This window comes from Burkholderia thailandensis E264 (assembly GCF_000012365.1).
GTDB lineage: Bacteria > Pseudomonadota > Gammaproteobacteria > Burkholderiales > Burkholderiaceae > Burkholderia > Burkholderia thailandensis.
Map to the genome: position 1 here is coordinate 127,455 of NC_007650.1, position 23,723 is coordinate 151,177.

Below are 23,723 nucleotides of genomic sequence, written 5' to 3' on the forward strand. Positions count from 1 at the left end.
CGCGAGGCATCATGACGCAGCGTGCGGCGCTCATCACGCTTCTTCTTGCAGCATGGTCTGCGCCGAGCGTTGCACAGGCACTCCATGAAGGGTCGGGGGCGCAGAGTGTCGAGGTAGGACAGGGATCGAACGCATCGGGCTCGCAAAGCACCGCGCTGGGTAACAATGCGCAGGCGACGGGCAGCCAGAGCACGGCAACCGGACAAGGGTCCCAGGCGACGGGCGATCGGAGCACGGCGACGGGTCAAGGTTCACAAGCGACGGGCGGCAATAGCACGGCGACGGGCCAGGGTTCGCACGCGACGGGTAGCAACAGCACGGCGACGGGGCAGGGTTCGCAAGCGACGGGCGGCAGTAGCACGGCGACGGGCCAGGGTTCGCAAGCGACGGGCGACAACAGCACGGCAACTGGCCAGAACGCCACCGCGTCGGGCGATTCGAGCACGGCAACGGGGCAAGGGTCACAAGCGACGGGCGACAACAGCGCGGCAACTGGCCAGGGCGCTACTGCGTCGGGCGACTCGAGCACGGCGACGGGTCAAGGCTCGCAAGCGACAGGTAGCAACAGCACGGCGACGGGCCAGGGTTCGCAAGCGACGGGCGACAACAGTACGGCAACCGGCCAGGACGCTACCGCATCGGGTGAATCGAGCACGGCGACGGGCCAGGGTTCGCAAGCGACGGGCGACAACAGCACGGCAACTGGCCAGGACGCCACCGCGTCGGGCGATTCGAGCACGGCAACGGGGCAAGGGTCACAAGCGACGGGCGACAACAGCGCGGCAACCGGCCAGGACGCCACCGCATCGGGTGAATCGAGCACGGCGACGGGCCAGGGGGCGCAGGCGACGGGCGACAACAGCGCAGCAACCGGCCAGAACGCCACGGCATCGGGCGATTCGAGCACGGCGACGGGCCAGGGTTCGCAAGCGACGGGCGACAACAGTACGGCAACCGGCCAGAACGCCACCGCGTCGGGCGATTCGAGCACGGCGACGGGCCAGGGTTCGCAGGCGACGAGTGACAACAGCACGGCAACCGGCCAGAACGCCACGGCGTCGGGTGATTCGAGCACGGCGACGGGGCAGGGTTCGCAAGCGACGGGCGACAACAGTACGGCAACTGGCCAGGACGCCACCGCGTCGGGCGATTCGAGCACGGCGACGGGGCAGGATTCGCAAGCGACGGGCGACAAGAGTACGGCAACCGGCCAGAACGCCACGGCGTCGGGTGATTCGAGCACGGCGACGGGGCAGGGTTCGCAAGCGACGGGCGACAACAGTACGGCAACCGGCCAGAACGCCACCGCGTCGGGCGATTCGAGCACGGCGACGGGCCAGGGTTCGCAAGCGATCGGCGACAACAGTACGGCAACCGGCCAGAACGCCGCTGCATCGGGCGAATCGAGCACGGCGACGGGCCAGGGGGCGCAGGCGACGGGCGACAACAGCGCAGCAACCGGCCAGAACGCCACGGCATCGGGTGAATCGAGCACGGCGACGGGCCAAGGTTCGCAAGCGACGAGTGACAACAGCACGGCGACGGGCCAGAACGCCACGGCGTCGGGCAACTCGAGCACGGCGACGGGCCAAGGTTCGCAGGCGACGAGTGACAACAGCACGGCAACCGGCCAGAACGCCACCGCGTCGGGCAATTCGAGCACGGCGACGGGCCAGGGTTCACAAGCGACGGGTAGCAATAGCGCAGCAACCGGCCAGAACGCTACCGCATCGGGCGATGCGAGCACGGCGACGGGCCAAGGTTCGCAAGCGACGGGCGACAACAGCACGGCAACCGGCCAGAACGCCACCGCGTCGGGCGACTCGAGCACGGCGACGGGCCAGGGCGCACAGGCGACGGGCAGTGGCAGCACGGCGAACGGCGTCAATGCGGCCGCAACGGGCCATCAGAGCACCGCACTGGGCGCGGGCGCCCAGGCTACCGGCTCGCAGGGCGTCGCGAATGGCTGGAACGCAAACGTGTCGGGGAATCAAGGCGTCGCAATCGGCGGGAATGCTGCGGCACAGGGCAATCAAAGCATCGCGCTCGGAGCCAATGCGTCGGCGACGGGTGAGCACAGCATGGCGTTGGGCGCCGGCTCGCAGGCGACGGGCTCGAACTCGGTCGCGCTCGGCCAAGGGTCGATCGCGGACCGCGACAACTCGGTTTCGGTGGGTTCGGATGGCGGTGAGCGCAACGTCACCAACGTGGCCAATGGATGGCACGACACCGACGCCGTCAATTTCCGGCAATTGCGTGAGGTCGCCCGTTATGCGTACAGCGGCATCGCGGCCGCTACCGCGCTTGCAATGATTCCGGACGTCGACGCCGGCAAGACTTTCTCGATCGGCATCGGGACGGGCGGCTATCTCGGATATCAGGCCGTTGCCGTCGGCGCGTCGGCTCGCATCGGACAGAATCTGAAGGTCCGGCTGGGAGCGGGCATCAGTGCGGCGTCGACGACGTGGGGCGCAGGCGCGTCGTATAGCTGGTAGCGCGTCAGGCAGCGCACGACGAGCGGCGGTCAGCGAATGTCGATCGACAACTGCTTCCGCCGCTCGGCGCTGAAATCATGAACGCGTATCGCGGCCGGGCAATGTCCGGCAGCTATCGCCGATGGGCGGAGGTGCCGTGCTCGGGTAGCCGTCGCCGAGAATATACGTCTGGCTCGTTGCGACGAACCCGTCGTCGAATGTTGCTTCGACGAAATAAGCTCGCCATCCGCTTGCCGGCCGATCGAGAACCAACCGCCGAGGTGGGGCGCCGTTCATCGTGACGGGCGTCGACGTATAGCGGATGCCGCACGCGTAACGGAAATCGCGCGCGTGCGGATTCGCCGCTTGCCACAACAGCAGTTGCCTCGGCTGCTCCGACGTGCGCAGCCGAAGTATCGTCTGGCCGTTCGTGTCGGCCGGCATCGCCTGCACTTGCGGCAAAGCCTTGCCGTGCTGAATGCGATTGACGAACGGGATGAGAGAATCGCGCGTGGCGCGACGAATGTCCGAGTGCGAAGCATTCGGCACCATGCGAAGCGCCTTCGCACCGGGAAGCTTGTCGAAGTAGAGTTGCGAATTGTCCGGCACGAAAAAGTCGTCGCCGCTCGCGTTGACGATGTACTTCGGCACGGCCAGGCGCGAGCCGTGGCGCGTGCCGAGATACGAAAGCGGATCCTCGATCCGCATCAGCAGGCCGAACGCCCGGCTGTCGAGCGTTCGGTCGATACCCTCCGCGTAATACGGATAAAAAGCCAGCGGCCAATTTCCGCCGTATGACCGATACATGTTGTCGAGCGCGGCGCGCGTCGAGAGCAGATCGATCGCGAAGGGCGCGATTGCGTCGATGCGCTTGTCACCGATGAGCGCAAGCCAAGTGGTCCACGCCCGCTTCGAAATGCCCGAGACGACGAAGCGATGGATGCCGAGCGTGGTCAGTTCGCGCTCCGCGAGCGACATCGCGCGCCAGACGGACGCCGCCATGGGCACGTGCAGCGGCATCGTGGCGCGCGTATGCGGCGACTGCATGAAAAGAGTCCAGCTGCGCGCCACGCTGTCGTCTTCCGCTTTCGGCTTGCCGTCGCCCGCATAAGTCAAAAGCTGATTGGGCACATCGCTCACCGAAATGACCGCGGTGCGCGTGTTTCTGGCGATATCCGTCAGCGTGTCGGGCAGGAAATCGTTTGGGCTCCTTGGCGTTTCCCCATCGCTTGGGTGCCGCGTGCCATCATTGGCGATCACGAGTGCGCGATGCGGCAGCGCGTCTTGCGGAATGTACAGCGTGACCTCGTGTACCCACGTGTCGGGTCGCACGAGCTGATCGGGCGCCCACGATTGCGAAACAAGCCGATACGTTCGCTGTTCGATCCCGGGCAGTTGCACGACGCTTGTCATCGTGTAGTTCAGCGGCTGGCTTTCCACCGTCTGCCTGTAGCAGGCGAGCGTATCCGTCAAATCGCGATGCGCGTCGGCTTGGCACGGAGAATCCATCGGCGCGGCCTCGGCGTGCGGGTAAGTGATCGATAACATGGATAGGGCAATTGCACCAGCAACCTTCTTCAGCATGTCCGGCTCCTTCGAGTTGAAACGATGTGCTTCCTATGGCGACTGCCGACGAGATACTGGACGAACTCATCGACTGCCTACGACAAAATCGCCGGCTGTTCGAGCCGACCGTGACGATGCCGCGTGCGATGCGACAAGACGAACGGCGTTTTCCACAAGATGGGGCGTGGCGCGGGATGCATCGCGCACTTGCCTCGTTCGATCGACGAGCACTTCAGAAAGAGAAACCGGCCGCGATATAGGGGCCGTTCGCCAAACGGGCATTTTGCGTGCCGTTGCGTCCCTTGAGTTCTTCGTAGCGCCATCCCGCCTCGAGGTTGATCGGCTTGTACGTCCAGCGAACGTCCGCCGTGGCTTGCGTGTATGCACCGAGCCCTGCGTTGAAAACCGAGCGAGGCGTGTAGAACGCTCGCCCGACGAGCGATAGCCTCGATGCCGCGCGAAGGCTGGCGATGACGCCGATGGGCGTCGTCAGTCCGCTTCGACCGTCGGCGGATCGGACATAGAGCGCCTTGCCGGCGGCCGTCAGTGAAACGGCGCCTATGGGAACCCCGAAGCTCAGACCGGGGCCGATCGAATAGGCGTCTTCGCCGCTGCGCGTTGCGTCGAACAAAAAAGCCGAACCCTGCGCCCGTCGGCGTACGGGACACGCTCTGATAGCCATTTCCGATGACGATGCTGTAGTCGCTTGCTCGCGCGCTCGACATGAATGAAATGACGGCGATCCACGATGCGGCGCGCGAGATTTTCGACAAAACGCGTGGCCAGCCAGGGCGTTTTGCAAAAATTAACGATTCAGTTCGGCTCATGAAATCTGGGCTATTGAAAAAGTTAAGAGAACATTAAATGGGTGAATGGGCGGATCGATGACAGGCGACGCTCATCGGGCGGTGTTCGGTCGTCTTTATGCTCGAGGTTCCTTCGCGGAAGAACCGTGCAGCGGCCGCAACTTCGGTGATGTTTCCACGGAAGAGAACAGGCGGCCCGAGCGAGGCACTGTGCGCTACGTAGCGAAAGGCGGCGGCTGGATGCGACATGGCACGCGGATCTATCGCCAAGGAAAGCGGCGTTTCGTTCGCACTCTGCTTCAGCGCGGCGAGAATTGAATTCGACAGGTCATAAGAACAAAAAAACGTAAATAAAAAATGGCTTATCTGGCGTGTCGAGACACGAAAGTTTCGACGCGAAAAGTTAAAAAAGTTCCATTTCGAGAATGAAATGTACGCGATCTATCGCGTTTTGAGACTTGTCAGATATCGCGTTTGAACGACGCTCGCTAACATCGTCGCGGATTCTGTTGGGTCCCGATGAGATGCCGTTGGCATTCGACGTGTCATTTCATGGCTGGAGCCGACGAGGTCGGCGTACTTTCATTACCGAAGCAGGAGTATTGAGTGAAGAAGAATGTCGTAAGTTTCGCTGCGGCGGCATTGCTTGGTCTTGGCGCAACGCAGGCTGCGTTTGCCCAGACGGCAGGGGCGGCTCAAGGTAAGGTGACGTTCAATGGCGAACTCATCACCAGCACGTGTACGGTCGATGCGGACAGCAAGGACCGAATTGTCCAACTGCCGAAGGTCTCGACCAACACGCTGACTACCGCAGGCCAAACGGCTGGTTCGCGGCCGTTCGACATCAAGGTGATTGATTGCCCGAAGGACGTCAAGGTCGCGGCTCACTTCGAGATGGACAACATGCATCCTGAAAGCCGCACGTTGAAGAACCTCGACGAGACGGACAAAGGTGCGAAGAACGTTTCGGTTCAACTGGTAGAAGCTGATGGTACTCCGCTGGACGTCGGCTCCACGAGCAAGAACTTTGTCGAGGTGTCAGACAACGGTGCGGGCAAGTACGGCGCAACGTTGACCTACGGTGGCCAGTACTACGCCTTGGGCAAAACGGACCCCGGTCTGGTTAACACGTTTACCCGTTTCACGCTCGCCTACGAGTAAATAAAGCGAACAGAGATCCGGGGAACCAAGTGTTTCCCGGAGTGCAATCAATCACGGGAGGTATGCGTGCGGTTTTGGAAAATGAGCGCCGCCGTGGCGGCAGCGGCGTGTTGCCTGGCTTCGACCTTGTCCCAGGCTGCGATTGTCATCACCGGAACCCGCGTCGTTTATCCGGAAAGCAGTCGCGAAGTCAACGTTCGTCTCACTAACGTCGAGCAGTCGCCGGTGTTGGTGCAGGCGTGGATCGACGACGGAAACGCGGGGGCGAGCCCGGACGAGATCAAGGTGCCGTTCGTTCTCATGCCGCCCGTATTTCGCGTCGAACCCAAGAAGGGGCAGACGTTGCGCGTCATGTATACAGGCGACGATCTGCCGAAGGATCGCGAGTCGGTGTACTGGTTGAACGTCCTGGAAATTCCCCCAAAGCCGACCGTGGAAGCCGAGCAAAACCTGTTGCAGCTCGCGTTTCGCACGCGCATCAAACTGTTTTTCCGCCCGTCGGCGCTGGAAGACGGGAACGCGGCGCAGGCGCGCGATCAGCTTACGTGGAAGGTCGTTCGCAATGACAAGGGCGTCACCGTGCTGCGCGCGGAAAATCGTTCTCCTTATTACATCTCGCTGAGCCAGGTGACGGCCAAGAGCGGCGAAAAAAGCACGCAGTTCGATCCGGGCATGGTTTCTCCATTCGGCAGCCGGGATTTCGTGAGCAAGCGGGACACGTCGACGCTTTCCGCGCATGCCGAGATTTCCTACAAGCTGCTCAATGACTACGGAGCGGAAGTGGCGGGCACGGCAACCGCGGAATAAGCGGCCGGACGAACAAGGTTCGACAAGGGGGAACGAGTGGTCCGAGCATCAAGTGGAGAGACGTCGAAGCAAGATCGTGATGGCGGGTCGCGACTGTTGCGCCGCCGCCAGATCATGATCGCCGCTGGAGCCGTCGCATGCGGCGTTGGATCGCTGTGCATGCCGGTCGATGCGGCGGAATTCGACGGCACGCGGATTGACGAACATTCGCGCTCGGATGCAATGGGGGCGGCGTTGTTGGACGCAGCGCCGACACAGCATGACCGTAAGGCCTTGCTGGTCGCGTCGCATGCGTCGCCGTCGGCGCCGACGACGGTCTCGTTCAATTCGCGCCTGCTCATGAGCGGTGGAATCGATCTGTCGCGCTTCGAGCGAGGCAATCCCGTGGTGGCTGGCATCTACCCGGTCGACGTGACGGTCAACGGCGAAAGACGCGGACGGATGGACGTCGAGTTTCGCGACGTTCGCGGCCGCGACAGCGCGGCGCCATGCTTTACGCGCGCGACGCTGGACCGGCTCGGCGTGGAGGGGGACCTCGTCGTCAAGCGTCTCGACGCCGCGCGCGGGGTGACGGGCGAGCAATCGGGCCGGCCGCCGGCGATTGCCGAGAGCGCCTGCATCGGCTTGCACGATGCGCTGCCTGACGCGACGTATACGCTCGACACAGCCGATCTCACGCTCGAACTGACCATCCCGCAGGTGGACATGCGCAAGACCGCGCGCGGCTATGTGGACCCGTCCCGGTGGGACAACGGCGTCAACGCGGGCCTTCTGCAGTACAACCTCAGCGGCTACGCAAGTGAAAACAAGTTCTTCGGAAGTGGCACGAGCAGCCTCTTTCTCGGCTTGCAAGCCGGCGTGAATATCGGGGCCTGGCGCGTTCGCCAACGTTCGAACCTGATGTGGGGAAACCGCAGCGCCGGCATGAGTTGGCGCAGTCTCGAAACCTACGTTCAACGGGACATCACGGCACTGCGCAGCCAGATCACGCTCGGCGACAGTTACACGACCGGCGAGATCTTCGAGTCGTTCGGCGTGCGCGGCGTGCAGTTGGCAAGCGACGACCGGATGCTGCCGGTCTCGCTGCAGTCCTACGCGCCGACGATTCGCGGCATCGCGGATACGAACGCGCGCGTGGCCGTGCGACAGCGCGGCAACGTGATCTACGAGGCCAGCGTTCCGCCCGGACCGTTCGAATTCGACGATTTGCCGCCGACCGGCTACGGCGGCGATCTCGACGTGACGATCACCGAATCGGACGGCAGGACGAAACAATTCACCGTGCCTTTCGCATCGGTACGTCAACTCTTGCGGCCCGGCATGCAACGTTTCAACTTCACCGTCGGTCAGTATCGAGATGCGCTGTCGAACGGCAAGCCGTGGGTTGCGCAGCTGACCTATCAGCGCGGCCTGACGAATTTGCTGACCGGCTATGCAGGTCTGCTGTCGTCGACGGGTTACGCGTCCGGCTTGATCGGCGTTGCGCTCAACACGCCGATCGGCGCGTTTGCTTTCGATGTCACGTCCGCGCGCACCAGCTTGCCCGGGCAAGGCGCGCGCAACGGATTCAGCTCGCATGTGTCGTACAGCAAGATGGTGCCATCCACCGGGACCAACTTCTCGATGGCGGCGTACCGATATTCGACGGCGAATTACTACAGCCTCGCCGACGCCGTCATCGCGCGCTACGGCTACAACGCGGAAGAACGCGCATGGCGAAACGATTACCGGGCCCGCACTCGCTTGCAGTTGAACGTCAATCAGCGGATCGGAGACCGAAGCTCCGCCTATGTTTCCAGCAGTCTGCTGAATTACTGGAACGGCCGAGGAAGGGACATTCAGTTTCAGGCAGGCTTTTCAAGCGTCTTCAAGCGCGTCTCGTACACGGTCTACGCACAGCGCAGCCGCTCGAGCGACGATCGCACCGTGACACAGGTCGGCGTGAATCTGTCGATTCCGCTCGGCGGCGGCGCTTATACGACGAGAAATGCGTTTAGTTCGCTGACGACTTCGCTGTCGCGCGCGTCCAACGGCGACAGTTCGGTTCAGGCAAATCTGTCGGGCAGCACGGCGCACGTGGTGCCGATCGACTACGGCGTCAACGTGTCGCGCTCGGTGAGCGGCGACAGCAATTCCGCATCGCTCGGGGTCTACGGCACGTATCGCTCGCCGTTCGGCACTTACAGCGGCAACGCATCGGTCGACAACCGGGCCCGCCAGGCGTCGTTCGGCGCGAACGGCGCGGTGGTCCTGCATCGCGGCGGCGTGACGTTGAGTCCGCCGCTCGGACCGGCGGCGGCGCTCGTCGAGGCGAAAGGCGCGAAAGGCGGCAGGCTGATCAACGGGCAGGGCGCGACGATCGATCGCTTCGGCTACGCGGTGATTCCTTCGTTGATGCCTTACCGGGCCAACACCGTCGCCATCGATCCGTCCGAGCTGCCGGACGACGTCGAGCTCGCGAATACGAGCGAGGAGGTCGTGCCTCGCAACAATTCGATCGTCTTCGTGAAGATGGAAACCAAGCGCGGCAGGCCCGTCTTCGCCGCGACCGAAACCGAAGACGGCAAACCCTTGCCGATGGGGAGCGAGCTGTTCGACGTCGACGGCAAGTCGCTCGGCGGCGTCGGGCAAGGCGGAATGGCGTTTCTGCGCGGTCTCGAGGGCTCCGGCAATCTGGTCGCGAAGTGGGGGACGGGTTCGTCCGAGCAATGCACGATGCCTTACGCGGTGCCGGTGGACCAAGCGGAAGCGAAAAAGTCCCGGGCGATCGTTCGTATCCGTTTGCGTTGCGAGCCGCAGTTGCGCGCCGAAGCGAGCCAGACATCGGACGGCGACGGCGAAACACGGAATGATTGAAATGAATAGGCTGACACTCATGAGAGGCGCGACGCGCCGGTGGTCGGCGATCGTGGCCGCCGCCATGTTCGCGTCCTCGGCGGCCTGCGGCGTTCCGCCGTCGCCGACCGTAACGATCAAGTTCAAGGGAAGCTATAACCCGGTGACGTGCACGGTCGTGGAGGGCAACGAGAACAAGGTGGTGAATTTGCCGACGATCTCGACGTCGTCGCTGACGAATGCGGGAGAAACCGCGGGTGCGACCGCATTCGACATTTCCGTGCTTTGCGACGGATACGCGGGAAACGTGGTGACTTTTTTTGAGCACGGACCGACGGCGAACGAAAACGGCAATCTCGACGTCGAGGACCCGAACGACGGGCAGAGCGCCACCGGCGTGCAGATTCAGCTCGTGAACGGCGACGGGTCGCCGATCAAGGTCGGCGACCTGTCGACGATGAAGACGGTGCCGGTCGAAGCGTCGACGCCTACGCCAATTCCCTTCTTCGCGCGCTACTACGCCACCGGCAAGTCCGGTGCTGGCAAGGTGCGCACCCATGTGACCTTCGTGATCCAGATGCTCTGAGCATACGAGATCCGCTTACCGAATTGAGACATGTCGATTGGAATGCCCGCGCAATCGCTGCGCATGTTGTTGCAGGACACGATGCTCCACGTCGCGCTATTGACGGAAGGCGCGCGCATATCGCGCGTACATGACTGGCGCGCGCGTTGCATCGCGCTCGTCAGGCAATTCGAGCAGGCGATGCAGGACGGCGGCTATCGCGGCGGCATTGCAAACGAATTGGGTCTCGCGCAATGCGTGTTGCTCGACGAAATGACGATGCGCAATCTGTCGCCCGAGCAAAAGGAGGAATGGTTGCGCGAGCTTCTCCAATTCCGTTTCCACTCGACTCGTGATGGGCTTGGCCAAGTGCGCGCGCGTGTCGATCGACTTTCCAGCGCGCATTCGGCGAATACCGAGTTGCTGGAAATGTATTCGTTGTTCTACGAGTTTGGTCTTCTGGAAGACAGGAAAGGGGCCGCGTTGGCCGGCGCGCTGGCGTCGGAGGCGAAGCCGGCGCTCGGAAAGAAAACCGCGAAAGCGCCGGAGATTTGGAATGAGAGCGGTCCATCGGACGAAGCGGCGCACGGGCGGCCTTGGCGAATCGTCGGCAGCCTGCTGGCGTTTGCCGCGCTCATGACGATGTGGCTCGTCATCGATGCACGTTTGAGTCGTGAGGTGGAGCAGATGGGCGTCACGTCCACGGATGAAGCAACGATTCGTCCGGAATCGGGGGATTGAGCATGTCGCGTCAGATTCGATTTTGGCTCGTGTGGGGCGCTATCCCCTTCGTGGTGCTCGCGAGCCTCTGCCTGCCGTTGAGCATGCAGCCGGAGTGGTCTCATGTGCTGACGATCGTTCTGATCATTGCCGCCGTCGTGCTGGCGATCGAAATATTCGAACGCTTTCGCGAGACGAGGCAGGATCGAACGGTCGAAGCCGAAATCGACGATCACGAACTGGCGGTGATCATCGTGGCCGGGCCTCACGCATCGTCGCTTTTCAATAGCAAGGGAGACGATGCGATGCTTCGGCGCGAAGCCGGCGCGCTATGGCTGCGCGCGGATAACGTCGAGCAGTTTCGAGAAACGATGGCGCGCATCAAGGCGTCGCGCGGCCGTTTTCCGGACGCCGCGGTGGTGCCGCTCGTATCGGAAAGCGACGACGAAAGCGAAATGAGGCAGGCGTTCTCGAAGTGGCGAACCGAACTGCGCGAATCGCTTTGCTACCCCGATGCGGCCTATGTTCTGCCTTGCTATCTCGCTGTCTACACGTGCCTTGGATTCAAGGGAGGCGACAGCGCGCGTCCAAAGTGGACGGGCGATGCAATAGAAATCGGTGCAGGGCAGATGAATGCCGCGTCGAAGGTAGGTGAGCTGCTTGCGGCGATTCGGCAACAACTGCTTCGGCCGTCGCGAACCGGTTCGTCGGCGCGGTGCGCGTTGGGGCTCGGGGCGTTCGACTGGCTCGATGCCACGGCGCTGCTGTCGTCGATGTCCGCGCTCGCGAATACGCCGCCATTCATGCTGAAGGGACTGACGCTCGCGGATGTGGGCAGACAGCCGGTACGGCCGGGAGCATGGACGCGCTGGCTGACCGTTCGGACCGGTCTTCATATCCGCCGGCCCCAATCGTCGACGTCGCCGCTTCCCGTGCCGCGCGTGACGAAGGTCGCCGAAAGCGGCATTCGGGAAGGATGGAGCAGTGCGCGCAATATCGTTTCCGCTCGCGCGAGTTTCGTGCCGGCCCTCGTGTTTTCCACCGTCTCGACGCTTGGCATCGCCGTCGCGGTTTCCGCCTGGATGAATGGACGCATGATCCAGCGGGTGGCGACCGACATGGCCGATTATCGGAGCGCACCCGATGAGTGGATCGGCAAGAAGCGCTTCGCGCAGGCCCGCCTCGAACACGATCGCACCACGATCGTGGATACCCTGCTCAATGGGGTGCCGGCCGGGCTCGGCTGGGGGCTCTATCGCGGGCAGGAGTTGCTGGTCAAGCTCGATATGGCGCTGGTTTCGCCGCGCGGGGAGTCGACCGCGATGCAGCTCGACACGGTGACGCTGTTTGCGACCGGCCAGGCGACGTTTTCTCCGGGCGCCGCGCAGCGCGAATTGCAACATGCATTGCGAATGATCCTCGCCAATCCGGAGCAACGCGTTCTGATCGTCGGGCATTCCGACAGCGCCGGATCGGACGCGGTCAATCTCCAACTGTCCAAAGCGCGCGCGCGTGCAATCCGTGACTGGTTCGTGGATCAAGGCGTGCTGAAGACGCGCTTCATCGTGCAAGGGGCCGGCGACACGCATCCGGTTGCCGATAACGCCAGCCCCTTGGGCCGTGCGCAGAACCGCCGTGTCGAGATCCTGCTAATTCCGGACGTTGCTTCGGACAGGACAGCGATCGAGACGGAACTGTAGACGCCGCCGGGCGGCGGCGCGAATGTCGCGGCGCCCGGACGCGCGCCGGTCACGCCAACGATCAGCAACGAAGTCTGAAAAGGCGGTCTGACGAGAGACCGCCTCGATCACGCACGCGCTTTGCACGCAGCGCGGCATGCGCACCGGCATGCACGAATCGATTCGGAAACTTTCAAACTTGTCTGATGTTGAACGGACTCCCGCTAAAGGAGAATTTGATCCGACGTCATCGCCATTAAGAGGAGAAATCGAAGGCGTAACGTTCAGCAAATTTCTATTGCGCGGGCAATGCTGAGGAGCACTTGTTCGTTGATTCTCATTCCGACTTCAAGATGGAGAAGATATGGCTATATCCAATAGCTCACAGAAATTTATCGCGCGCAATCGTGCGCCTCGCGTCCAGATCGAATACGACGTCGAGATTTACGGTTCCGAAAAGAAAGTCGAGCTTCCTTTCGTGATGGGCGTGCTTGCGGACCTGTCGGGCAAGCCGATCGAGCCTTTGCCGGCTGTCGGCGACCGCAAGTTCTTCAGCATCGATATCGACAATTTCGACGAGCGCATGAAGGCAATGAAGCCGCGTGTCGCGTTCTCGGTGCCGAACACCCTTTCCGGCGACGGTCAGTTGATGGTCGACATCACGTTCGAAAGCATGGACGACTTTTCCCCCGCGGCGATCGCGAAGAAGGTGGACGCGTTGTCGCAATTGCTGGACGCACGCACGCAGCTTGCCAATCTGCAGACCTACATGGACGGAAAGTCGGGTGCGGAGAACCTCGTGAGCAAGGTGCTCAAGGACCCCGCGCTGCTCAGCGCGCTCGCGAAGGCGCCGAAGCCTGCGGCGCAACAGGCGGAAAACCGGGAATCGAAGGAAAAGCACTGATTCCCGAAACCGGAATCGATCATAGGAGAAAAAATGGCTGCACGTGAATCTCAGGCGCGCTCCGCCGACGCACAGCTCGCTACGCAATCGGACTTCAACGCACTGCTGTCGCGCGAGTTCAAACCGAAGACCGAACAGGCGCGCGAGGCGGTGGAACACGCCGTCAAGACGCTGGCCGAGCAGGCGCTCGCCAATTCGGTGACGTTGTCGGACGACGCATACAAGAGCATCGAAGCGATCATCGGCGAGATCGATCGAAAGCTGTCCGAGCAGATCAATCTGATTCTGCATCACGACGATTTCCAGAAACTGGAAAGCGCGTGGCGCGGCCTGCATCACCTGGTGACGAATACCGAGACGGACGAGAAGCTGAAGATCCGCTTCATGGACGTCTCCAAGGACGATCTGCGTCGTACGATGAAGCGATACAAGGGCGTGGCCTGGGACCAGAGCCCGTTTTTCAAGCAGATCTACGAAGAGGAATACGGTCAGCTCGGCGGCGAGCCGTATGGGTGCCTCGTGGCCGATTACTACTTCGATCACACGCCGCCGGACGTCGATCTGCTTTCGTCGATCGGCAAGGTGGCGGCCGCCGCGCACGCTCCGTTCATTACCGGCGCATCGCCGTCGGTACTCCAGATGGATTCGTGGCAGGAGTTGGCCAATCCGCGCGACCTCACGAAGATCTTCACGCAGAACCTCGAATATGCGCCGTGGAATTCGCTGCGCAATTCCGAAGACGCACGTTACATCGGTCTCGCGATGCCGCGTTTCCTTGCGCGCTTGCCGTATGGGATCAGAACGAACCCCGTCGACGAATTCGATTTCGAGGAATCGACGGACGGTTCCGATCATCGCAAGTACGTGTGGGCGAATGCCGCGTATGCAATGGCGGTCAACGTTAATCGCTCGTTCAAGCATTACGGCTGGTGCACGCTGATCCGCGGCGTCGAAAGCGGCGGCGTCGTCGAGAACCTGCCGTGCCACACGTTCCCGACGGACGACGGCGGCATCGACATGAAGTGTCCGACCGAAATCGCGATCTCGGATCGCCGCGAGGCGGAGCTCGCGAAGAACGGCTTCATTCCGCTGATTCATCGAAAGAACACCGACTACGCCGCGTTCATCGGCGCGCAATCGCTGCAGAAGCCGGCCGAGTACTACGACCCGGATGCGACCGCGAATGCGAACTTGTCCGCCCGCCTGCCGTACCTGTTCGCATGCTCGCGCTTCGCGCATTACCTGAAGTGCATCGTGCGCGACAAGATCGGTTCGTTCAAGGAGCGCGAAGACATGCAGCAGTGGCTCAACGAATGGATCATGAACTATGTCGACGCCGACCCGGCGAACTCGTCGCAGGAGACCAAGGCGCGCCGTCCGCTGGCCGCGGCCGAAGTGGTTGTCGAAGACGTGGAAGGCAATCCGGGCTACTACCAGGCGAAGTTCTTCCTGCGTCCGCACTTCCAGCTGGAAGGGTTGACCGTGTCGCTGCGTCTCGTCGCGAAGCTGCCCTCGGTCAAGGAAGCGGCGTAACGGATGTCGTCCGGGCGATCGTGATGCTGGGTGCGCGCGATCGCGCAATGCACGCCATTGTCGCGGACGTACGCGGCCGGACGACGCAAGAGCAAGCCGAACAGCGGTGAACGCTGTTCGGCAGAGCGGTGGGCAGGCGCTCGTTAAATCTCTCTGACTCAGTAGTACTGAAAATTTAACGCAATAAGAAGGAGTTTGCCATGTCGCACGACATTTTCCTCAAGATCAACGGTATCGATGGCGAGGCGGAAGACGCAACCCACAAGGGCGAAATCGAGGTCTTGAGCTGGTCGTGGAACGTCAGTCAGCAATCGAACATGCACCTGGGTTCGGGTGGTGGCGCGGGCAAGGCGACGGTCGACGATCTGCTGTTCGAACATTACATCGATCGTGCCAGCCCGAATCTCGTTCAATACTGCTTGCTCGGCAAGCATATCGACGAGGCCCGTCTCGTGGTGCGCAAGGCGGGCGGCAGCCCGCTCGAATACATCAAGCTCACGATGAACGACGTGCTCGTTACCCAGGTGAGCCCGGCCGGCGTCGCTCAGGACGAGTCGCGTCCGCGTGAGCTCGTTCGGCTGTCGTTCTCGCGCCTGAAGCAGGAGTATGTCGTCCAGAACGCACAGGGCGGCAGCGGCGGCGCAATCACCGCGACTTTCGACATCAAGAAGAACGCGGCGTAACCCTCACCGCCGGTTAACCGGAACGGGCCTCGTCGACGTCCGGCGGGGCCCGGAGGCTGCTGTCCATGGCGCGCGCGACGCGGGCGCCACGAACAGCGGCTTTTCCCGGGGCGACAGGATCATCCAGATGGTTTCCCAATTTTTCTTTCGCCGCGAAGCGGCCAGGCGAACCGCGGTCAAGCGGATCGTGGCGGCAATGGTATGCGCGTCGCTCGCGGCGTGCGCAAGCTTGCCGGCACGCAAGGAAACAGCCGATCTGATCGTGAAGATCAAGGTGAGCGAAGGCGCGAACCCGGATGAGCATGAACGCCCGGCGCCCGTGATGGTGCGGCTGTACGAGCTGAAATCGGCCGGCGCGTTCGAGAACGCCGATTTTTTCACGCTGCAGAGCGACAGCCGGAAGGTGTTGGGTGACGACGCGATCGCGACGGATGAATTCGTGATGCGTCCGGGCGACACCCGAGATATTCACCGGCGCGCCGATTCCGCGGCCACGTCGATCGGCGTGCTGGTGGGCTATCGGGCGCTCGGCAAATCGGTGTGGCGGGCGGTGCATAAGCTGCCGCCGGTTCCCGAAGATGCATGGTACCGGGCATTCACGCCAAGGACGAAGATCAAGTTGAACGTCGATGTCGGGCAGCAAACCGTGTCGATTACAGAATTGGAATGATTGCGATGAGCTGGCATAACAAGGTGGTGTGGAACGAAGGGCTGTTTCTTCTTCCCCAGTTGTTTCAACAACAGGAACGTTACTTCGAATACTTCGCGCACAAGCGGGCCGCTGTCCTCAGCCCGTTTTTCTGGGGATTCAGCCGATACGAAATCGATCAGGAGTCGCTGTCGTTCGGCAAGCTCGTCTTCAAGAGCGGCACCGGAATATTTTCCGACGGCACGCCGTTCGATGTGCCGGGGCACACGCCGCCGCCGCCGCCGCTGACGATTGCTTCGGAGCACCAGGATCAGGTGATCTATCTCGCGGTGCCGCTGCGTCTGCCGAATACGGAGGAAACCGCGTTCGACGAACAAGCGGGATCGCTTGCGCGCTATTCGGCGTTCGAGATCGAATTGCGCGACAGCAATGCGATCGGTCAAGGGCCCAAGCCGGTGCAGCTCGCGAACATGCGGCTGCGCCTGCTGCCCGAGAAGGAGCTGACGCAATCCTGGATCGGCATTGCGCTGACGCGCGTGAAGACGCTTCACGCCGACGGCTCGGTTGCGCTGCACGACGGCGATCATATCCCGCCGGTCAGCCAATACGGGGCGAATCCGCTGCTGCGCGAATGGGCCACCCAGTTGCATGGTCTCGCGAAGCTGCGCGCCGACGCGCTCGCGACACGCCTGTCCGGCAGCGATGGCCGCGCAGGCGCGGCGGCCGAGGTGGCGGATTATCTGTTGCTGCAGGTGCTGAACCGGTATGAGCCGCTGCTCGAGCACATCTGCAGGATTCGCGAAATGCCGCCCGTGACGCTCTATCGCGAGTTGTCGATGCTGGCGGGCGAATTGTCGACGTTCGTGCGTCCGCAAACGCGCCGGCCCCGGCCGACGCCCGGCTACGATCACGCGCAGTTGTACGCGAGCATTCGCCCGCTGGTCGACGAGGTGCATTACCTGTTGAACCAGGTGCTGATTCGAGGCGCCCAGCCGATTCCGCTCACCGAGCAGCCGCACGGCATTCGCGTGGCCACGATGTTGCCGTCTGAGCTCGCGGGTTATTCGAGCCTCGTGCTCGCGGTCGGCGCGCAAATGTCTCCGGACGTGCTGCAGCAGCAGTTCGCATCCCAAACGAAGATCAGCCATCCGCAGCGGCTGCCGGAGCTCATTCGCTCTCACTTGCCGGGCATGACGATGATTCCGTTGCCGGTGCCTCCGCGGCAGATTCCGTTCAATTCCAGTTATATCTATTACGAGCTTTCCCGCACGGGGCCGTTCTGGGAACAGATCGCACAACAAGGCGGGCTTGCGATGCACATCGCGGGTCACTTCCCTGAACTCAAGCTCGAACTTTGGGGAGTGCGTCACAAATGAACTCGGGCGCCTTTGACGAAGCCGCGTTCGATTTCCTTGCGTCGGACGAAGGCCGGGCGAGCGTCGCCGCGGATCGCGCGCGATCCGCGGCGAAGGCCGCGGGCGCGGAGCCCGCGCGCGCCGAAATCGACGCATCGGTCAACGTCCAGCATCGCCTCGACGAAGTTCGCGCGGCTGCGAATCCGCTCCTCGAAGCAGCGAATCCCTTGCTGCGGATGCTGGCGGACATGCCTGCGATGCTCGACACGTCCGAAGCCGTGTCGAGCCTTCGCACGCTGCTCGTGCGCGAGGTCGCGCTGTTCCAGAACTTGTGCGAAAAGGCAGACCTGCCCTGGAAGCACATGGCGGTCGTGCGTTATTGCCTGTGCACGGCACTGGACGAGGCGGCCAATCGCACGCGTTGGGGCGGCGGCGGCGTATGGGCTTCGCAGAGCTTGCTGATTACCTACGAAGGCGAAGTCGACGGCGGCGAGAAGTTCTTCCTGTTGATCGGACGCATGGCGACGGACCCGCAGGAGTACGTCGATATTCTCGAGATTCTCTATCGCGTGCTGGGTCTCGGGTTCGAAGGACGCTACAGCGTCGTGGCGGACGGCCGGCGGCATCTCGAGCAGATTCGCCAGCGTCTGTGGACGCTCATCACCGGCGCGCGCGACGCGATTCAGCCGGAGTTGTCGCCGCATTGGCGCGGAGCCGAGCCCGGCAAGCTTCCGCTGTTGCGCAGCGTGCCCGCATGGGCGACAGGTTCGTTCGTCTTTCTGTTGCTGTTCGGTCTCTTCGCGTTCTATCAGTATCGGCTGCTTACCGAACGCAACGCGCTCGAGGCCCGCATTCTGGCCATCGCGAAGGATGAGCCGGCTTCGCCGCAGCAGCGTTTGCGCCTGTCGATATTGCTCAAGAACGAGATTGCGCGCGGTCTGTTGACGGTCGACGAAGACGACGCGCGCAGCGTCGTGGTCTTCCGCGGCGATTCGATGTTCCGCTCCGGCGAGAGCCGCGTGCTTCCCGAGATCGAGCCGGTTCTCGACAAGGTGGCCCGGGAAGTTGCCCGTGTCGGCGGCAGGGTCACGGTCACGGGGCACTCCGACAACCAGCCGATTCGGCGCGCCGATATCCCGAACAACCTCGTGCTGTCGGAGAAACGCGCGGCTTACGTTGCGCAAATCCTGGTCCAGCGAGGCACACCGGCCGATCACATTCGCTCGGAGGGCCGGGGCGACGCGCAGCCCGTCGCGGAGAACACGACGCCTGCTGGCCGATCCCGCAACCGCCGCGTTGAAATCGCGGTCACGCTGTAACGCAGGAGTCCGGCATGTCTTACCTGAAACGTTTCTTCAGATTCGTCTTTTCGTGGCAGATGCTCGCGTGCATCGCGGTGCTGCTCGTCTCCGTCGCCGTATGGTTCGTCGGCCCCTTGCTCGCGTTCGACGAGTTGAGGCCGCTAGCGGGCGTCGTCGTGCGCGTCGCCGTCATCGTCCTTCTGGTGGCGCTCCTGGCGTTCTGGCTGATGCGCTGGCCGCTCAGCCCGGTCGGTGTCGCCGCGCTGTGTCTGCTGATCTGGCACGCGGGGCCGCTCTTCGCGTTCGGCGATCACCGTCCGTTCGGACCTGCATGGGTTCGCGTGCTGATCGTCGCCGTGATTCTGTTCTGCTACGCCGTCTATGGCCTCTATCGCCTGTGGCAGGCGGTGCGGACGAACGACGCATTGCTCAGGCGCATTCTCGATCCGTCGGCGGGCAAGCCGGACGCGGCGGCGCGTGCGGACATCCGCGCGGTGAACGTGGCGGTGTCGAAGGCGATCGGTCAGTTGAAGCGCTTGCGCGGCGGTGCATTCGGCTGGCGGCGCTTGCTCGAAAGCGGACGCTATCTGTACGAACTGCCGTGGTACATGATGGTCGGCGCGCCTGGTGCGGGCAAGACCGCGGCGATCGCGCGTTCCGGTCTGAAATTCCCGCTCGCGGATCAAATGGAGGCATCGACCGAGCGCGCTCGGGGCGGCACGATCAATTGCGACTGGTGGTTCGCCAATGAGGCCGTGTTGATCGATACGGCAGGCCGTTACGCTCGGCACGAGGTGCCCGGCGACGAAGAGGCGACGCTCGCCAACGAAGCGGAGTGGAAGGGCTTTCTCGGCCTGCTTCGCAAACATCGGCCGCGCGCGCCGGTCAACGGTGTGGTCCTGTCGGTCAGCGTCGAGGATCTCGTCGGACGGACGCCGGCCGAGCGCACCGCGCATGCGGCCGCGCTGCGCGCCCGCCTCGGCGAGCTGCATCAGGAACTGGGCATTCATTTTCCGGTATACGTGATCGTCACGAAGCTCGATTTGCTGCCGGGCTTTCCGGAGTATTTCCAGTCGCTGACGGCTGAAGGGCGCACGCAGATCTGGGGATTTACGCTGCCCTACGACGCCGAGAACAGGAAGAGCGCGGTGGGTGCCCTGCGCGAGCATTGCGCCGATGAACTGAAGCGGCTGGAGATGCGCATCGACGCCGGACTGAACAACCGCCTGCTCGAAGAGTACGAAAACGATCGCCGCAAGAGGCTGTATGCGTTGCCGCAGGAGTTCCGGAGCCTGTCTGAGGCGTTGACGGACATGCTGGGCCTCGTGTTTCTCGATTCGCGCTACGACGACGCCCAGTTGCAGAACACGCTGCGCGGCGTCTATTTCACGAGCGCCGAGCAGACGGATCAGGTGATGGCCGCCGATCGCGAAACCATCCTGCAGCGCTTGAAGCGCCAGCTCGGCAGAATGCTTGGCGGCGACGCCGGGGCGCAGACGCGCGGTAACGGCGCGATGTCGGGCAGCCGCGGCTATTTCCTGCGCGATGTGTTCCAGCACGTGATCGTGCCGGAGGCGCACCTGGTTCGGCCGAACGTCATGTGGGAAGTGCGCTTTCGCCTGATGCGCTGGGCCGGACATCTGCTCGCCGTCGCGCTGCTGGTCTGGCTGGCGAGTTCGCTGACGGTGAGCTTCGACAGCAATCGCGGCTATCTCGATGCGATATCGGACAAGACGACCGCCCTCGCCGCGCGAGTCAACGCGTACAACAAGGCGCCGAAACCGGCAGGAGTCGCGGGCGTGCTGGACGGCTCTCGCGATCTTCCCCAGTACGGAAATCTCGATCTCGAGGCGCCGGGCGCGAGCTTCCGCTACGGCCTGTATGTGGCGCCCGGCATCGTCGACGCGTCCGACGCGACCTATCGGAACCTGCTGCGCCGGAGCCTTCTGCCGCAGATCGTGCGGCGTGTCGAGAATGCGCTGAGCGCGCAGATCGATGCGAAGAATGCGGACGAGGTCTATCGCACGCTGACGATCTACTTGATGCTCTACGACGCCGCGCGCCATGACGCGAAGGCGGTGAAGGACTGGGTCATGCGCGACTGGGAGCGCTCGGACAGCGCGGCCGAGATGGGCGGACGCAATCGGATGGCGCGGCACCTGGACGCGCTGTTCGTCGACGGTCAGCCGTTCGAGCCGAGCGGACGCCAGAACGCCGCGCTCGTTCAGCGCGCGCGGCTTTTCCTCAACGCGAATCCGGCGCCGAGGCGGCTGTACGAGCGCGCGATGGCCGCGATCGAGAAAGAGGCGCCGGAGAACTTCACGCTCGCGCGCGCGGTCGGGCTTCAGGGCGCGGGAATCTTCAGGCTCGTCGACGGTTCGCGATTTCAACGCGGCGTGCCGGGCTTGTATACGTACGAAGGCTACCATCAGGTGTTCAGCGCTCGGCTGCCCGAATTTCTCGCCCGCGCGCAAAGCGACGATGCATGGGTGATGGGGAGCGCCGATTCCGCCGCGCGATGGGGCGACGCGATCCGGAACACGAAGATCGTTGCAGGGCGCTCGGCGCTTGCCGACGACATTCGTCGCCAGTACCTGACGGATTACGGCAACTATTGGCAACAGTATCTGGCGGACATTCGGCCCGTCTCGTCCGGGGAAAACGGCGGGAGCGGCACGCTCGCGTTCGACCTCGCGACGCTGCGCGCACTCGCCGCGCCCGATTCGCCGCTCGTGAGACTGGCGCGCGCCGTCGTTCGCGAAACATCGTTGTCGGTCGTCGACGCAAGGGAAGACGCGTCGTTGACCGACACGGCGCTTTCGGCGGTCGGGCGACGGTCCGGCACGGCGAAGGAGGTTGCCGACGGCGCGCAGAAACTGGCGGCGCGCAGGCCGGAGCAGCGCCTGGAGAAGGAACTGGTGGATAACCGCTTCGCGGCGCTGCGCGAGGTGGTGACGGGGCAGGCCGATACGGGAAGCGGTCCCGCGATGACGGACATGCCGATCTCGTCGGGCGGCAAGGCGCTGCAGCTCGATGCAATTCTCACGCTGATCAACGAACAGTACACGCGTCTCGTCGTCGCCGACAACGCCCTCTCGTCACACAGCATGCCGCCCGCGCTGGATATCGGCACCACATTGCAAATGGAGGCGGAGAAATTGCCCGCGCCGCTGCGCGCCGTGCTGGGCGGCATCGCGACGCAAGCCGCCGACAAGGTCGGGCGCGAAGTGGGTTCGCTGCTCGCGATGCAGGTGGACTCGAGTGTCGGCAAGGCGTGCCGCGCCGCCGTCGACGGCAAGTATCCGTTCGCGCGGAGCAGCCAGGAGGTGGACATCGAGGATTTCAACCGCCTCTTCGCCGCGGGCGGGCTGTTCGACGAGTTCTTTCAGAAGGCGCTTGCCGCGCATGTCGACACCAACTCGAAGCCGTGGCGCTACAAGGCGTTGAACCCCGGCATGCCGCCGATTCGGGGGCCGAGCCTCGAGCCGTTCGAGCGCGCCGCCGCGATTCGCGAAGTGTTCTTTCGTGAGCCGGGCGCGAAGCGGATGGCGTGGAAGATGGACGCGAAGGTGGCGTCCATCGATCCCGAGATCACCGAGTTCATCGTCGATGTCGACGGCCAGTCGCAGCGCTATGTCCACGGTCCGGTGCTGCCGTTCTCCGTGAACTGGCCCGGGCCGCGCGGCGGCGCGATCGCGGAGATCACCGCGAAGCCGCGGATTCGTCCCGATACGTCGACGATCACGACGACGGGGCCCTGGGCGCTGTTTCGCCTGATCGAGCGCGGGCGGCTGACGGGCACCACGTCGGCGAGCCGGTTGATGCTGGATTTCGATTTCGACGGCCGGCGCGCGGCTCTGGAGCTCAGGACGAACGGCCAGGCGAATCCGTTGACGAGCGGCTTGCTGACGAATTTTCGCTGCCCGGGGAGCCTCGGTTGAGGCGATGCGGGCCGAAGCGCGACGCCGTCCGTGCGGCCGAGCGCGGCGCGATGCCGCCGGAGCTGCGATTCGGCCGGCCCCGAGCCGCGATGCCTCGCCCGCACGGGGGGATGCGCAGGGCATTCCGATATGAGGCAGAGCAAGGTTTTCATGACGTTTGCGCACATTCATGAACATACGAAACGCCGACACCTATACGTTTGACAAGCTCGCGAGTCGCCACGAATCGTCGACACAGGCGCTCGAGCGGGCCATCGCATCGAACTGCACGACGCTGCGCACGCGTATTCGCGAGTATCGCGAGATCGTCGCATTCCGTCGGCAGCCCCATTCGAGAAAGCTTGTGCGTGCGCTGTGGATCGCCGCGTGGCGCATGCCCAGGGTGGACGACGACTGGGTGGCCGCATTGAGCAGCCGCGGCAACCTCGCGACGATCGCCGGGGTCCTCGGCGAATGGCTCGGCACCCACGCGATGCCCGTCGGGCGGGTGGCCGCGATCGATCCGCCCGGAGACGGCGCCGAGATACCCGAGCCGCGAGCGGTCTACTGCATGCGATGCGTCGTCGAGTTCGGACAGAAGGTGGTCGATGCGCGCGCGCCGATCGATCTCGATCTGGCGGCGAGCCATCTGGTCGACGCCGCGTTGAGCATCGGCGCGAATCTGCTCATCGACGTGCTGCTCAGGCGCGCTCGCGTGCGCATCAGACATCCGTCGAGCGTGGGCGGCGACGGCGCTTGAGCGGT

18 protein-coding genes are annotated in these 23,723 nt (G+C 63.4%); 15 read left to right on the forward strand and 3 right to left on the reverse strand.

Annotated features, from left to right (window positions below; translation table 11 throughout):
• Positions 1–11 precede the first annotated feature (11 nt).
• On the forward strand, positions 12–2,495 hold the full coding sequence (locus BTH_RS00575; protein ID WP_011400797.1) for a YadA-like family protein: 2,484 nt from the start codon (positions 12–14) through the stop codon (positions 2,493–2,495).
• A gap of 75 nt (positions 2,496–2,570) precedes the next feature.
• Here the strand turns inward: BTH_RS00575 and BTH_RS00580 are convergent, their stop codons facing one another.
• Positions 2,571–4,058 carry a PhoPQ-activated pathogenicity-related family protein gene (locus BTH_RS00580; protein ID WP_011400798.1) on the reverse strand — a complete coding sequence of 496 codons (1,488 nt, stop codon included), beginning with the start codon at positions 4,056–4,058 and terminating at the stop codon, positions 2,571–2,573.
• Positions 4,059–4,272: 214 nt separating this feature from the next.
• Positions 4,273–4,671 (reverse strand): YfaZ family outer membrane protein, encoded by a 399-nt coding sequence (locus tag BTH_RS00585; protein ID WP_009907087.1) that lies wholly within the window; start codon positions 4,669–4,671, stop codon positions 4,273–4,275.
• Positions 4,672–5,452: 781 nt separating this feature from the next.
• On the opposite strand from BTH_RS00585, the gene BTH_RS00590 reads away from it, so the two are divergent.
• A complete protein-coding gene (locus BTH_RS00590; RefSeq protein WP_011400800.1) occupies positions 5,453–6,007 on the forward strand; it encodes a fimbrial protein in 555 nt (184 codons plus the stop codon).
• Between the two features lie 66 nt (positions 6,008–6,073).
• Positions 6,074–6,814: a fimbria/pilus periplasmic chaperone gene (locus BTH_RS00595; protein WP_025370058.1), complete on the forward strand. Its 741-nt coding sequence runs from the start codon at positions 6,074–6,076 to the stop codon at positions 6,812–6,814.
• A 48-nt stretch (positions 6,815–6,862) separates the two neighbouring features.
• Here BTH_RS00595 and BTH_RS34170 read toward each other — a convergent pair whose 3' ends face one another.
• On the reverse strand, positions 6,863–7,021 hold the full coding sequence (locus tag BTH_RS34170; protein ID WP_162465482.1) for a hypothetical protein: 159 nt from the start codon (positions 7,019–7,021) through the stop codon (positions 6,863–6,865).
• Here BTH_RS34170 and BTH_RS00600 point away from each other — a divergent pair.
• The 12 genes from BTH_RS00600 to BTH_RS00655 all read left to right on the forward strand — a co-directional run bounded on the left by BTH_RS00600 (position 6,974) and on the right by BTH_RS00655 (position 23,718).
• Positions 6,974–9,670, forward strand: a complete 2,697-nt coding sequence (locus BTH_RS00600; RefSeq protein ID WP_009894721.1) for a fimbria/pilus outer membrane usher protein — start codon at positions 6,974–6,976, stop codon at positions 9,668–9,670. The two genes, BTH_RS34170 and BTH_RS00600, sit on opposite strands and share 48 nt — an antisense overlap.
• Positions 9,663–10,235 carry a fimbrial protein gene (locus tag BTH_RS00605; protein ID WP_025988574.1) on the forward strand — a complete coding sequence of 191 codons (573 nt, stop codon included), beginning with the start codon at positions 9,663–9,665 and terminating at the stop codon, positions 10,233–10,235. Before BTH_RS00600 ends, BTH_RS00605 begins: the two co-directional genes overlap by 8 nt.
• A gap of 30 nt (positions 10,236–10,265) precedes the next feature.
• A complete protein-coding gene (locus BTH_RS00610; protein WP_009907089.1) occupies positions 10,266–10,955 on the forward strand; it encodes a DotU family type IV/VI secretion system protein in 690 nt (229 codons plus the stop codon).
• 2 nt (positions 10,956–10,957) lie between these two features.
• The gene (locus BTH_RS00615) at positions 10,958–12,634 is read left to right on the forward strand and encodes an OmpA family protein (RefSeq protein ID WP_009894727.1); all 1,677 of its coding nucleotides are present in this window, start codon (positions 10,958–10,960) and stop codon (positions 12,632–12,634) included.
• Positions 12,635–12,977: 343 nt separating this feature from the next.
• A complete protein-coding gene (gene tssB / locus BTH_RS00620) occupies positions 12,978–13,517 on the forward strand; it encodes a type VI secretion system contractile sheath small subunit (RefSeq protein ID WP_009894728.1) in 540 nt (179 codons plus the stop codon).
• A 33-nt stretch (positions 13,518–13,550) separates the two neighbouring features.
• A complete protein-coding gene (gene tssC, locus BTH_RS00625) occupies positions 13,551–15,050 on the forward strand; it encodes a type VI secretion system contractile sheath large subunit (protein ID WP_009894729.1) in 1,500 nt (499 codons plus the stop codon).
• A gap of 200 nt (positions 15,051–15,250) precedes the next feature.
• Positions 15,251–15,733 carry an Hcp family type VI secretion system effector gene (locus tag BTH_RS00630; RefSeq protein ID WP_009894730.1) on the forward strand — a complete coding sequence of 161 codons (483 nt, stop codon included), beginning with the start codon at positions 15,251–15,253 and terminating at the stop codon, positions 15,731–15,733.
• A 127-nt stretch (positions 15,734–15,860) separates the two neighbouring features.
• Positions 15,861–16,403, forward strand: a complete 543-nt coding sequence (gene tssJ, locus BTH_RS00635) for a type VI secretion system lipoprotein TssJ (RefSeq protein ID WP_011400803.1) — start codon at positions 15,861–15,863, stop codon at positions 16,401–16,403.
• A gap of 5 nt (positions 16,404–16,408) precedes the next feature.
• Positions 16,409–17,758: a type VI secretion system baseplate subunit TssK gene (tssK, locus tag BTH_RS00640; RefSeq protein WP_009894732.1), complete on the forward strand. Its 1,350-nt coding sequence runs from the start codon at positions 16,409–16,411 to the stop codon at positions 17,756–17,758.
• On the forward strand, positions 17,755–19,056 hold the full coding sequence (gene tssL / locus BTH_RS00645) for a type VI secretion system protein TssL, long form (RefSeq protein ID WP_009894733.1): 1,302 nt from the start codon (positions 17,755–17,757) through the stop codon (positions 19,054–19,056). The genes tssK and tssL overlap by 4 nt, the downstream gene beginning before the upstream one ends.
• 14 nt (positions 19,057–19,070) lie before the next feature.
• Positions 19,071–22,979 (forward strand): type VI secretion system membrane subunit TssM, encoded by a 3,909-nt coding sequence (gene tssM / locus BTH_RS00650; protein ID WP_009894736.1) that lies wholly within the window; start codon positions 19,071–19,073, stop codon positions 22,977–22,979.
• Between the two features lie 169 nt (positions 22,980–23,148).
• On the forward strand, positions 23,149–23,718 hold the full coding sequence (locus tag BTH_RS00655) for a hypothetical protein (protein ID WP_009894738.1): 570 nt from the start codon (positions 23,149–23,151) through the stop codon (positions 23,716–23,718).
• Positions 23,719–23,723 lie beyond the last annotated feature (5 nt).